The 13447-nt window shown below is 44.8% G+C and carries 11 protein-coding genes and 1 pseudogene; 8 read left to right on the plus strand and 4 right to left on the minus strand.

What is annotated here, in order from left to right; all coding sequences use genetic code 11:
• Positions 1-253: 253 nt before the first annotated feature.
• The 3 genes from ST37_RS00995 to ST37_RS01005 all read left to right on the plus strand — a co-directional run bounded on the left by ST37_RS00995 (position 254) and on the right by ST37_RS01005 (position 3492).
• A complete protein-coding gene (locus ST37_RS00995; protein WP_084882732.1) occupies positions 254-535 on the plus strand; it encodes a pyrimidine/purine nucleoside phosphorylase in 282 nt (93 codons plus the stop codon).
• A 310-nt stretch (positions 536-845) separates the two neighbouring features.
• A complete protein-coding gene (locus ST37_RS01000; protein WP_084882734.1) occupies positions 846-1685 on the plus strand; it encodes a formate/nitrite transporter family protein in 840 nt (279 codons plus the stop codon).
• An 82-nt stretch (positions 1686-1767) separates the two neighbouring features.
• A complete protein-coding gene (locus tag ST37_RS01005) occupies positions 1768-3492 on the plus strand; it encodes a bifunctional protein-serine/threonine kinase/phosphatase (protein ID WP_172400901.1) in 1725 nt (574 codons plus the stop codon).
• A gap of 101 nt (positions 3493-3593) precedes the next feature.
• Here the strand turns inward: ST37_RS01005 and ST37_RS01010 are convergent, their stop codons facing one another.
• Positions 3594-5468 carry a PhoX family phosphatase gene (locus ST37_RS01010; RefSeq protein WP_084882739.1) on the minus strand — a complete coding sequence of 625 codons (1875 nt, stop codon included), beginning with the start codon at positions 5466-5468 and terminating at the stop codon, positions 3594-3596.
• Between the two features lie 497 nt (positions 5469-5965).
• On the opposite strand from ST37_RS01010, the gene ST37_RS01020 reads away from it, so the two are divergent.
• Together ST37_RS01020 and ST37_RS01025 are read left to right on the plus strand one after the other, a co-directional pair.
• Positions 5966-6190 (plus strand): hypothetical protein, encoded by a 225-nt coding sequence (locus tag ST37_RS01020; protein WP_084882744.1) that lies wholly within the window; start codon positions 5966-5968, stop codon positions 6188-6190.
• Between the two features lie 85 nt (positions 6191-6275).
• Positions 6276-6680: an OsmC family protein gene (locus ST37_RS01025; RefSeq protein WP_084882747.1), complete on the plus strand. Its 405-nt coding sequence runs from the start codon at positions 6276-6278 to the stop codon at positions 6678-6680.
• Positions 6681-6736: 56 nt separating this feature from the next.
• Here the strand turns inward: ST37_RS01025 and ST37_RS01030 are convergent, their stop codons facing one another.
• Complete coding sequence (locus ST37_RS01030; protein WP_084882749.1) at positions 6737-7435, minus strand: PEP-CTERM sorting domain-containing protein; 699 nt, start codon at positions 7433-7435, stop codon at positions 6737-6739.
• A gap of 278 nt (positions 7436-7713) precedes the next feature.
• On the opposite strand from ST37_RS01030, the gene ST37_RS01035 reads away from it, so the two are divergent.
• Positions 7714-9231 carry a phospholipase D family protein gene (locus ST37_RS01035; protein ID WP_242426175.1) on the plus strand — a complete coding sequence of 506 codons (1518 nt, stop codon included), beginning with the start codon at positions 7714-7716 and terminating at the stop codon, positions 9229-9231.
• Between the two features lie 62 nt (positions 9232-9293).
• Here ST37_RS01035 and ST37_RS01040 read toward each other — a convergent pair.
• Positions 9294-9536 (minus strand): annotated as a pseudogene (locus tag ST37_RS01040) (formate--tetrahydrofolate ligase); the annotation flags it as partial.
• A 746-nt stretch (positions 9537-10282) separates the two neighbouring features.
• On the opposite strand from ST37_RS01040, the gene ST37_RS01050 reads away from it, so the two are divergent.
• Positions 10283-11008 carry a glycoside hydrolase family protein gene (locus ST37_RS01050; protein WP_242426177.1) on the plus strand — a complete coding sequence of 242 codons (726 nt, stop codon included), beginning with the start codon at positions 10283-10285 and terminating at the stop codon, positions 11006-11008.
• Positions 11009-11108: 100 nt separating this feature from the next.
• Entirely contained in the window at positions 11109-11378 is a 270-nt protein-coding gene (locus tag ST37_RS01055; protein ID WP_084882761.1) for a hypothetical protein, read from the plus strand.
• Between the two features lie 61 nt (positions 11379-11439).
• On the opposite strand, the gene ST37_RS01060 is transcribed toward ST37_RS01055, so the two are convergent.
• Positions 11440-13182: a formate--tetrahydrofolate ligase gene (locus ST37_RS01060; protein WP_084882764.1), complete on the minus strand. Its 1743-nt coding sequence runs from the start codon at positions 13180-13182 to the stop codon at positions 11440-11442.
• Positions 13183-13447: the final 265 nt, after the last annotated feature.

Raw genomic sequence — 13447 nt, forward strand, 5'->3', positions numbered from 1 at the left:
TGTAATTATTGGCACAGTTTATGAATATATATCAGTGACTTCGATAATCTTATTGTTGAAGTCACCTAGCCAACTGACGTTGTTAGTGAATGTACATTGTTCACACAATAGGTCGAATAGACTTAATCGAACCAATCGCAAATTAGCGGTTGGTTTTTTTTTGCCTGATTTTTAGAGTGATCAATCGTTGTCCGTTGAGTTTGACGTTTATTTGATATACAAATGAGGGGTTACAAACAATCAAGGAAGAGAAGTGATTAAGCATAATACGTATTTTGATGGTGGTGTTCAGTCTTTAGGTTTTACTCAGCAAAGTGACCCTAAAAGCGTCGGAGTGATGATGCCAGGTGAGTATCGCTTCGATACAGCGGCTGCAGAAAAAATGAGTGTCATTAGCGGCGCATTGACGATAAAACTTGAAGGTGCTAACGAGTGGACGACTTTTGCGGACGGTCAAAGCTTTAATGTAGAAGAAAACTCCTATTTTGATCTAAAGGTTGAGCAACCCACAGCTTACTTGTGTGAGTACTTATAAACAGCACATTGATATTAAAAGGCCGAAAGGCCTTTTTTTGTGTCTCCCACTTAGACACCACTGTTCGAGTCATTGGTTTTTCACCGTTGCTGCTAATACTTACGAATGAGAGTACCGCATTCTGCATTCGATTGGTGCACTTTAACGCACTGTCAATGATTTGTTGCACCATTGTGATGTTTTGTGTTTAATGTTAAATCAGTAAGTTGTTGTATTATAACGTTATGATATTATGGCATGAGATTGGCAATACCCTGTTTAGTAACAAGATGTTCCAGATGAGATCGACGGACTAACAGGGAGAGTTAACATGTCCTATATTGAACCAAAAGAGTTTGCCACCAAAATGGTTGATGCTGGCGAACAAAAAATCTTTATGTCGACCAAAGATACACTAGTTAGGGCTTTTATGGCGGGAGCGATACTCGGGTTAGCAGCCTTTTTCGCCATTACTGTTATTGTACAAACTGGCATGCCAATAGTGGGAGCAATGTTGTTCCCTGTCGGGTTTATCATGCTATATCTAATGAAGTTTGACTTGCTAACCGGTGTGTTTACGCTGGTACCGCTTGCAGTACTTAACAAGCGTGCAGGGTGTACTGTCGATCAAATGCTACGAAACTGGGGATTAGTCTTTGTTGGCAACTTCGCTGGTGCGTTAACCGTGGCCTTTTTTGCTTCTTTCATTTTGACATACGGTTACAACACAGATGGCGGAACATTAGCGGCCAAAGTAAGTTCAATTGGTGAGTCTCGTACACTTGGCTATCAGGAGCACGGATTTGCGGGCTGGATGACCATTTTCATTCGCGGCATGTTATGTAACTGGATGGTGTCAATGGGTGTTGTTGGCGCGATGATTTCTACATCTGTGAGCGGAAAAATGGCTGCGATGTGGATGCCGGTTATGCTGTTCTTCTTTATGGGCTTTGAACACTCGATTGTTAACATGTTCTTGTTCCCGTTCTCAATGATTATGGGTGGCGAATTTACGGTTGTTGACTACTTTATTTGGAACGAGATCCCTACAGCCCTAGGTAATCTTGTTGGTGGCTTCTTACTGGTTGGTTTACCACTTTACTGGACGCACGTAAAAACCAATCCTGTGCGCAAGGTTAACACAACGGCAAAAGCAAGCTTGTCTTCATAATAGCGACCGCTTTGCGATTAATTAAGAAGGGGCATTGCCCCTTTTTCTATTTTCATTGCTACCTAAAGTGCTAGGAGGCCTATTGAGTCAGTCGTTAGAGTTATACGTTGGAAGCGCGACCAATAAGGGTAATAAACCGGTCAATCAAGATGCGATTGTTTCGGTAATCCCTAAAGAGCCGGTAATTCAAAATAAAGGGGCCGTTTTTGCCGTTGCAGATGGTATTAGCAGTAGTTTAGTCAGTGACCAAGCGAGTCAAACTGCGGTTGCCGCCCTCGCTAATGACTATTATTCGACTCCAGACGCTTGGTCTACAAAAAACTCGGCGCTTAAAGTGATAAGTGCGACAAACGCATGGTTGCATGCGCAATCGATGAAAACAGAGTCGCGGTTTGATTTAAATACCGGTTATGTGTGCACGCTAAGTGCGTTAATTATTAAATCTCATACTGCGTATATATTTCATTGTGGCGACAGTCGTATCTATCATTTGGCAGCGCCATTACAAGATAAACACGCAATTCTTACTCAGTTAACTCAAGATCATCGAACCTATCAAACAACTCAGAGCTATCTTGCTAACGCAATGGGTTTGCATTCGCAGATACATCTAGATTTCCATGAACAGTCTATTTCTGTCGGAGACTCGTTTCTGTTGGCCAGCGACGGCGTGTTTGATTTTGTGTCAGAGCAAGATATTGTTGATTTAATGAGCCAACTGTCCGCCCACGACTGTGCACAGCAACTAGTGAGTTTGGCGTTAAAAAATGGAAGCAATGATAACCTTAGCGCGGTGGTGGTTGAGGTTAAACAACTACCTAGTGCCAGCTTTCATGAATTGCAAATGCAAGGGCTTAAAGCACCAAAACAGGCCGCTGTCGGTCATTCCATTGATGGCTTTGAGCTGATTCGAGAATTGTATGTCAGTAGTCGAAGTCACGTATTTTTAGCATCACGGAAACAGGAAAATGACGACAGGCTATACGCACTGAAAGTTTTGTCGACAGAACTGAGCCATGATCAAACAGCGATTGAAGCGCTGTTGATGGAAGAGTGGGTAGGGCAGCGAGTACGAAACCCACATTTATTGTCCTTTCCCAAACTGGACGCCCCAAAAACGGCTTTGTATGTTGTCAGTGACTTTATAAAAGGGAGCACATTGGAGCGTTGGATGCTCGACAACCCAGAGCCAGACTTAGAGTCAGTGCGTCGAATAGTGGCGCAGGTTGCAAAGGGACTCCAAGCTATGCACCGACAAGAAATGGTCCATCAAGACCTTCGTCCTGCCAATATCATGATTGACGCGCAAGGCACGGTGATGCTGGTTGATTTTGGTGCTACTCGTGTGGCTGGACTTGTCGAAACAGATACTAGACCATCATTAATCATGGGCACGGCGCAGTACAGCGCACCTGAGTACTTTTTGGGAGATGTTGGTAGCAGTCAATCGGATCTGTTTTCTTTAGCCGTTATCACCTACCAGATGCTGACAGGAAAGCTACCTTATGGAACAGGCATAGCGAAATGCCACACGTCCAAGCAATTGCAGAGTCTCCAGTATGTGCCACTAGCAAGCCATAGGGATGATGTTCCTAACTGGGTGGACTACTGCATTAAAAAGGGCTGTGATTTACGACCTGACAAAAGGCAGTTAGAAGTGTCGGAGTTTGTGAGTGAGTTAGAGGCGCCAAGTTTGGACAGTCGTCAGCACCGCGCATTACCGATAATTGAAAAAAATCCAATCATGTTTTGGCAACGCTGCTGTTTGGTACTGTTTGTGATGTTACTTGTGGCATTGTGGCATTGAAGAAGCGGTGAGTTTGTCATTCAGTTTACCCAGATAAATGAATAAATGGGAGGCGCTAGGCCTCCCATAGTATATTAAGGTTTTATCCGTTACATCTTGTTCTATGCGCCAATAATGCCGCCATCATCACGAGTGACAACCATTACTGTCGAACGAGGCTTGGTTGAGCCTCCTTGAGGGAAATGAGATGGAGCGCCACGCTCTCCTGGATGTTGGACACCAACAAACATTGCTGTGCTATCACTAGAAAAGGCCAATCCAGTTATTTCGCAAGCAATAGGGCCTGTCGCAAAGCGTTTGATTTCTCCTGAGATCGGGTCGCCGCAAAGCATCTGATTGTTACCCTGACCAGCAAAGTCCCCTTTGTTGGAGTAGTTGCCATCGGTTTGGATCCAAAGTCTTGCGTCCTGATCAAACCCAATTCCGTCGGGACTGTTAAACATGTTGTTTGCATTAACGTTAGGGCTACCACCATACAGATTGCCCTCATGTACTGTCGGGTTACCCGCTATGACATACAGATCCCACTTAAACGAATCGGACGTATGATCATTGTTTGTCGGCATCCAACGAACAATTTGTCCATAATGGTTTTCTGCTCTTGGGTTTGGTCCGCCAACAGGTTGATTCTCTTTGACGCCACGATTCTTGTTGTTGGTTAAAGTACAAAATACATGCTGGCCTTTAGGGTGTACCGCAACCCACTCTGGTCTATCCATAGTGGTTGCACCCACGACCGTTGCAGCGCGACGCGCAAAGATCATAACTTCGGCTTGGTCATTGAAACCATTGTCTTTGGTTAAGCCATTTTTACCATACGTTAGTTCAAGCCATTCGCCACTGCCTTGTAACGCATTCTCGTCCATACTGAACTTGGCTACGTACAGAGTGCCTTCCTCAAGCAATTCTCTATTGGCTGAATCATTATCTTGTTGGTAGCGATTCTTAGACACAAATTTATAGAGGTGTTCACCGCGTTCGTCATCACCCAAATAAACAACTACATGCCCATCTGAATTCACGTGTAGGGCGGCATTTTCGTGTTTAAAGCGTCCCAAGGCTGTGCGCTTAAGTGGCGTTGACTTAGGATCGTTAGGATCTATTTCTACGACCCATCCGTGTCTATTTGGCTCTTGTGGATTTTTCGCAACGTCGAATCGTGGGTCAGACTTATGCCACTGATACCTTGTATCGCCAGTCTTAACGCCATACCTTGCGTGGTCTTCAGTAAGCTCTGCGCTGCTGTCGCTACCAAAATAACCGTGGAAGTTCTCTTCACAGGTTAGGTAAGTACCCCAAGGCGTTTGCCCGTTAGCACAATTATTAAATGTACCAAGCGCTTTAGTGCCGGTTGGATCTGCCGCCGTTTTTAATAAGGTATGTCCCGCGGCTACGCCGGTAATGGTCATTGGTGTATTTGCCGTTATGCGTCTATTGCGCATGCCTTGCTTATCGACTTTCCACTGGCCATCGACTAGCTCTATTTCAACGATGGTAACGCCATGGGCTGCTTGGGCTTTTTTCACGTCGTCTGCGGTCATTTGTTTGCCTTGATGCGCAAACAAATATTCATAGTTCGTGTATTCATTGTTGATGGCGAGCACTGCTCTAGTTGACGAGATTGCGAAGAAGCTCATGCCATCGGTATTATCACCAAACTGCTGCGATTGCGCTTCAGAGTCTTGTTGGCCATCTTGAGAAAATTCTGGGGCAGAAGGAAAGATTGGATCGCCCCAAGCAAGTAGAGGGGTAGCAGTATAGCCTTTAGGGACAATGAAACTATCGCTTGTTGATGCGGGAATAGGCTCAAAATTAAGCAATGGCGATTGAGATGACGCCATCGCCGATGCGATAGGGTTCGCCGCCAAAAATGCACCTGCACTGGCCGCACCTGTGCCAGTAATAAAACGGCGGCGGGTTAATTGGGCATCCACCATCTGAGTAAATTGTGAGTCAACGTGTTCTCGCTTCCACATAGTATGTCCTTATTAAAATAGTGTAATAATCAGAGCACTAAAGTAGAGGAGGTAAGTGACGAAATGGTGAACTAAATATTGCGATTTGGTAACAAATACATATTTGGTTACTTTATTTGTCGCCGTATTGAGCCGGTGCATTGTGTAGACAATCTGGACAGAGGCAAGGAGAGTTTTTTGTTGTGACGGAGGCTGTTTTCTTAATATCAACATCAAAGCACCAACACTCATTTTGACCCAGGCTCACACCACAAACTAAACGACAGCCGCACTGAGGGCAGTTGTGCCCGTCGTAAGGAGGCTTGTTTGAAGTACTGACTTCAGCGGGATCAACGAAGCTTACATCGGCACTCGTTAGGTTGTTTAAGGTGGTGGATTTGGATGATGACATTAAAATGGCTACTGTTCAGGTTAGGTTCATAATTGTCGTGCGACACTGTATAGCATAGTTAATGTGCTCGTAAGCACATCGTATAACTCGCAATTAAGGAGTCCTTATGAAACAGAAGATAGTGTCGTATCTCTCTATGCTGTGTGGCATCTTACTGAGTATAGTGATGATTAGCATCAGTTTTGTACTCATTGTTCCGTTACTCGTTATTGGGGCCGGTATTGCCGCATACAAGATCCATCAAATTAGAAACGTCTACCAGTTTGACTCTGAGAACGCAGCAACAAGCAGCCGAGTCTTAGAAGGCGAATACGAAAAAGTGAAGGATTGATTGTGTTTAATCGCCAAATTCAGGTAACGTAATGCCAACATTATTCAGTCATATTTGCTGATAACATTATTTTGAGGAGTTTAGTATGCACGCGCAGGTAAAATGGACCGATGGATTACAATTTGTAGGGCAATCTGCTTCTGGTCATTCCATTGTTATGGATGGTTCTGGCGGTAAGAGCGCACCCAGTCCTATGGAGATGGTATTGATGGCCGCTGGAGGATGCAGTTCGGTGGATGTCATTGCTGGACTCAAAGCGGATGACCAAAAAGTAACCGATTGCATCGCTGAACTAACGACCGAAAGAAAAGAGAGCGCACCAAGAGTGTTTACTACAGTCCACGTACATTTCACGGTTACTGGGGAGTCCCTCGACGAAGCGTGTGTGTCGAGAGTCATTAAAGACTCGCTAGAGAAGTTCTGTTCGGTTTGCTTAATGCTGCAAGGCACGGTTCCAATGACTCACTCGTACGAAATCAAAAACGCTTAGGTGACGTTGTCACCTAAGCGCGTGCTTGCTACCCCAACTGCAGTCGGCGATTAACCTTAACTGCTTCTGCGCTGCTTACTTCTAGCAGCGCCAATTCCAATGAGTCCCAATGCAAAGATTGCTAAGCTAGCAGGCTCCGGAATATCAATAGATTGTGTAGCAAAGGGTAAGCTACGAGATACATTGAGTTTATACCGCTCGCCTCGTTGCGTGGCTAGGCCGTCTTGGTCAAAGCCAAAACCGTCCTCGTCAGCATATGTGTAAAATTTTCCAACGCCGACGACAAATAGGCCGCTGGTTTCAAAGGACCAAGAGAACATTGGGTCAAACCTATGACTGCTACCATTGTCGCTAGACAACCATGTTCTACTACAATCAAGTGCGCCACCGTTGTCGCTATAACAGTCATCTTGCTCGTGAAGGAGCACCCCCTCTAACGCCCAAAGCCCTAATTCGGTATCTACAGAGCGCTTTTTACTGATTCCATTATCGATGTCAAAAATGTAGTCTTGCCCAGCAAAGGCTTCAAACACATAGTAATCGTAGGTGCCGTTTCCTCTTCCGTTGATTGAAACCCACTCCCAACCATCGACACCGCTGTTCTCTACACGTCGTTTGTAATCATCTGAAAAAAAGTCTTCCAGATTTTGAGCTTGGTTAAAGTTATTATTTCTCTCAACCTCTCTAATGACACTTGCGTGAGCGTTTAGTGTAAGGGTAGAGCTTGCTAAAAGTAGTATTAAGAGTTTGTTCACTTCATCTTCCTTAACTACCAAATTAGTTAAGAGGTACACCGCAAGTATTAGACCGTTACGTATCTATATGATTTAAATGTAATATGTTTTTGGCGGTGTTCTGGTATGTCATGTTTTTCGACACTTTGAGTACACAGTTTCATGAAAAATTTTCCAATTTAATGTCTTGGAGTCTCAATAATTGTGATGACTCGTGCTTCAGCTGTTTTATTTTGGTTCTAGCCCCCTTATTCTTAGGGCTTAAGAATGGACCTCTTTTATATCTATTGGTGACTGTGTTGTTTCAACGATTAAAACTCGTACTCTTTCTCGTTTTGTTAAGTATTTTTTCGGGCTGTGCAAGCATTGATGGTCAGCAATTGCTTGAAAAAAGTGAAACGACTCACCTTGGATATCAGTCTTCAAGTACGCTCTCGAAAAAACTAGCCCCTCGCCACGATATTGGCGACGCAGACACAGGATTTTATCCACTAAGCCACGGTCATGATGCACTTTTAGCCAGATTGGCCCTTATTGAAAATGCACAATTTAGTTTAGATGTGCAGTACTATATTTATCGTTCGGACGAAACAGGCAACCTTATAACATGGCGATTGTTCGAAGCCGCAGAAAGAGGCGTTCGAGTGCGACTTTTGCTAGACGATATGCAAAAACGCAACGACAAACATATTGCCCATTTAAATGCCCATCCAAATATCGACATTCGTCTGTTTAATCCTCATCAGTTTCGACATGCGCGAATCACTTCTATGGCGACGGATTTTGAGCGTCTAAATCGTCGGATGCACAATAAATCCATTACTGCGGATTCTGTGGCATCGATCGTGGGAGGCCGTAATGTGGGTAATGAGTATTTCTCTATGAATACTGTCGTCGAATTTGGAGATTTTGACATGCTGCTCTACGGCAAGGCCGTAGAAGAAACTTCCGAACAATTTGATGAATACTGGAATAGCCTTTATGCCGTCCCTATGGAACTGATCTTTGCAGATGCAAGAGAGGTGACTGAAGAAGAAATGAACGAAATGGCCGAAGAGTACGGTTTGCATCAGAAGTTCAGTGAGGGTGAATACGACATTACTCAGTTAGAGCTTTATCAGGAAATGAGCCAAGGCCATTTCGAGCTTTTTTGGGGGCAAGCCGAAGTTTGGTACGACTTACCTCAAAAAATTGAAGACTCAAGCAGTGAGTTGGTCTTGCATCTGTCCGGTGCACTGGCCAACACACAAGAAAAAGTGTTGTTTATTTCCCCCTATTTTGTACCCACAGAATATGGCACTCAACAGATGGTAAAAGCGGTTAAGCGCGGTAAAAAAATCACTATAATTACCAACTCATTGGCGTCTAACGATGTATTTGCAGTGCATGGGTGGTACGCAAAGTATCGCGATGACCTTGTGAAAGGTGGCGTCGAGATTTGGGAGCTTAAAGATAATGCAGACCTGGATAATCAGTGGTCGATTACAGGTAGTAGCACCTCTAGCTTACACGCAAAAGTGATTATGTTTGATCGTAAAAAAATGTTTGTGGGCTCAATGAATTTTGATCCACGTTCGCTCGATCTAAACACCGAAATGGGGGTATTGATTCACAATGCGGAGTTTACCGATAAAGCCGTAAGCGAGATTCGTCAACACTTACCAGAAATCGCCTATCAGTTGCAACTTGAAGATGACGAATTGGTGTGGAAGGATCATCAAAACGAGCAAATATATACTCAAGAGCCTAATGCTGGTTTGTTATTAAGAATTGGGGCATGGTTTGCAGGCATATTGCCCATAGAGCACCTGCTGTAAATTGGCCAACTTGTGCTCGTTGGAAACAAGTTAGCCCCCTAGCGTCACTAGGGGGCCTAAGATCACGAAAGGCCGATAACGTCTCCGTTTTGGTCAATATCGAGATTCATATACGAAGGACGATCTGAAAGTCCTGGCATAGTCATGATGTTGCCGCACACTGCAGAAATAAAACTGGCACCAGCATAAAGTTTTAGCTCAGTAATATCTAAAGTGAACCCGCGTGGTGCACCTTTTATTGAAGGATCGCCAGTTATATACGCTGGCGTCTTAGCCATGCATAACGCTAGAGATTGATACAGTAAGAAAGTTTGCTTCGCGTCGTGTTCAAGTGACTTTTCACGACTGTTGGTGGAACTGGTCTTGGGTCACCAATCCCTGTTGTCAGTGTTGCAGTGAAGTCTGAGCTTACCGAAACGAAACAGAGGTGGATCGGCTGCAATGACGGTGTTGTGTTTGAAAGTACTTCTATTGAAGAAGCAGGGATGACTCTTATGAAACTGGCCATTGAAACTGTATCTGGTACGCTCCAGACGAATAGCGAGCAAAGTTACTTAAGAGACTTCACTATGTTAAAAAGCGGCGCAACGCTGTATGGGAATTTAACCTCTAGGGGATATAGTGGATCTTAGCCGAACACTGTGCCGTGTGTCTTAAGTCAACCGCCTCTCCTGTAGCTCAATAGACTTTGATTATTAGATAGAAGTATGCAAAAAAGATTATATATCTGAATTAATAAGGAAAATGGAGACTATTTGAAATGAGTGAAAAGACAGTGAAGCGTCCACAAAATGTATCAGAGCTCTGCGGCAGCCTAAGCGTTGTCGGACGAATCCTTGAAGACCCTGACTACAACGTTTGGGGATGCTCACCAATTTACGGTCCAGACGGGAAGGTACACGTATTCTATTCCCGCTGGGTAAATGAGGCGAATCACGAAGGCTGGCTTAGTTGCTGTGAAATTGCTCATGCTGTTGCTGATGACCCAGCGGGTCCATATGAAACTGTTGATGTAGCTATCACAGGTCGCGGAGGTGATTGGTGGGATGCAATGACATGTCACAACCCGACGATCCACAAAGTCGGCGACAAATACGTTCTGTTCTACATGGGAACACAGGATGGTACGGTGTACACGAAACGAATTGGTATGGCAACATCGGACACTCTCAACGGTCCATGGGAACGTACCGATGAGCCGATTATCATGCCTAATCCAGAACCGGCGGCATGGGATTCAATGTGTACAACAAACCCGGCATTTCTTCATCACCCAAATGGAGAGCTATGGATGTACTACAAGTCGTGGTGTATCAACGACTGGGAACACGATATTGAAATTAATGACTGGCGCACAACAAACCGTCAGTATGGTCTCGCTATAGCAAAAGATTTGAATGGACCATGGGTTAAACAGAGTGATGATGCTTTACTTGATCTTCGCCAGAAAGTTCAGGGCGCACAGAGTGAAGATGCCTACATCTGGTTCGAAGACGGAACATTCAAAATGATCATGCGCGATATGGGATTTTGGAACCACGAGTACGGTCTCTATTTCGAGTCCCAAGACGGCAAAAACTGGGGTGACCCACAGATTGGTTTCTGGGATGCATTCCGCTACTTTACAGACGAGCAGGCAACAGGAGCATGGGGCGAAGGTCGTTTCGAACGACCTCAGCTGCTTATAAAAGATGGTATACCTGAATACATCTTTGTAGCGTACCGCGGCGGTGAGTTCGGTACATCATCCGGAGCTGTTCTGAAGGTAAACAAGTAGCCTTGATGTGCCACAGACAGTGTAAAAGCTGATCTGTGGTATGCCACATTACTATTCCAAACCACGAACTCTAACCAATCAGTTAGAACTCTATCAGTAAATGAACCGCGGCCATTTTGAGCCACGTTCGCTCGATCTAAACACCGAAATGGGGGTATTGATTCACAATGCGGAGTTTACCGATGAAGCCGTAAGCGAGATTCGTCAACACTTGCCTGAAATTGCTTATCAGTTGCAGCTTGAAGATGACGAATTGGTGTGGAAGGATCATCAAAACGAGCAAATATATACTCAAGAGCCTAATGCTGGTTTGTTATTAAGAATGGGGGCATGGTTTGCAGGCATATTGCCCATAGAGCACCTGTTGTAAATTGGCCAACTTGTGCTCGTTGGAGGCAAGTTAGCCCCCTAGTGTCAGTAGGGGGCTAAGATCACGAAAGACCGACAATGTCTCCGTTTTCGTCAATGTCTAAATTCATATACGAAGGACGATCTGACAGTCCTGGCATCGTCATAATGTTGCCACATACGGCATAAATAAATCCGGCACCAGCACAAAGCTTTAGCTCGTTTACTTCTAAAGTAAACCCGCGTGGTGCGCCTTTTACTGAAGGATCGCCGGATATAGACGCTGGCGTCTTAGCCATGCATACAGCTAGAGATTGGTATCCTTGATCGGTTAGCTGTTGTAATTGCTTTTTAGCTTGATCGCTTAACACGACATTTGATGCGCCATAGCCAACTTCCGCAATGGCCATGAGCTTTTCTTCGAGAGTTTGGGAAAGTGAATAAAGCGGCTGGAACGCAGTTGGTGTTTGACACTGTTTTATCACTTTCTCAGCTAACTGAAGAGCGCCTTCGCCACCTTGTGCAAATGCGTCACTAATGGCAACTTCAACAGGGTAGTTTAATGCTTTAACCATCTTCACCAGCTCATTAAGCTCTTGCTCGCTGTCTTGAGGGAAACGGTTTATTGCAACCACTGCTGGAATCCCGTATCGAGTGACATTGTTAATGTGCCACTTGAGGTTTTCAAAACCTTTTAGCAAAGCGTCCTCGTTTGGCTGGTAAAGTTCTTTAGGTATGGATTGGCCAGGTTGCAGGCTTATGTTTCCGCTGTTAGCTTTCAGGCCACGAAGTGTCGCAACAATCACAGCACAGTCTGGTGATTGACCGGACGCTTGCGCTTTTATATTACAGGCTTTTTCAAAGCCCATATCGGAGCCAAATCCAGCTTCAGTTACCGTATAGTCACTTAAGCTTGTTGCAAGATTATCGGCGATGACCGATGAGTTGCCGTGCGCAATATTGGCAAAGGGACCGGAATGAATGAGTGTAGGAACCCCTTCAAGGGTTTGCATCAGAGTGGGCTCAATGGCATCTTTCATTGTCACTGTCATTGCGCCGGCCACCTGCAAATCTTCTGCTGTAATAGCCTCGCCCTGACTACTATAGGCCAACACAATTTTGCCAACTCTTTTTCTTAAGTCATGGATGTCGGTGGCCAAAGCTAAAATAGCCATAAGCTCTGAAGCGGCTGAAATATCAAACCCATCTTCGCGCTCAAATCCATTGACGGTTTTACCTTGTTCGTTTTGGCCAATAGTAATTCGGCGTAGGGCACGATCGTTATGATCAAGTACGCGCTTCCAAACCACTTTATCAATCTTTAAGGAAGTCATCCCGGTGCGGGCTTCGAATGCCTCGTAGCCTTGTCGTTGTTCGTGGTAAATTCTGGCATCTAATGCTGCAGCAGCAAGGTTATGAGCACTGGTCACCGCATGTATGTCACCCGTTAGGTGCAAGTTCAGCGATTCCATTGGCGCGACCTGTGAAAAGCCTCCGCCCGCAGCACCGCCTTTGATCCCAAAAATTGGGCCCATAGATGGTTGCCTAATACAGGCCATTACTGAATGCTGCAGCTTGGCAATACCTTGTGCTAAACCAACGGTTGTTACGGTTTTCCCTTCGCCCAATGGCGTAGGTGTAATTGCCGTGACAAGTATGAGTTTTCCTTTAGCGCGCGGTTGGCAACGTTTTAACGCTTTTAAAGAAATTTTTGCTTTGTATGTTCCATGACTGACAACTTCCGTGTCTAAAAAGCCTGCTTGGCGAGCGATGGTGTTAATTGAGCTAAGTGGCGTGGTTCGACAGATTTCGATGTCAGATAGCATAGACCCCTCATAAAGACTAATTTTGGTTAGGTAAACGTTTGCGTGAGAATAATACCCACTACTTTTGTGTTGTAAAGTGCTTTTTGATAAGTGAAATCGGTTGTTGAGTATAAAGGAAGCAATGATGGTTCACTCGTCATAAAAAATACGATGTGTCATATCGCAAAGGTAATGGTGTGATTGATTACATTGCACTCGAAAACTGAAACACAGGGTAATTTCTTTGATTCACTGCTTAGTTGCACGGACTTTGGCCTTGTTGGAC

The organism is Vibrio sp. qd031 (assembly GCF_002100145.1).
In the GTDB taxonomy this organism is placed as follows: Bacteria; Pseudomonadota; Gammaproteobacteria; order Enterobacterales; family Vibrionaceae; genus Vibrio.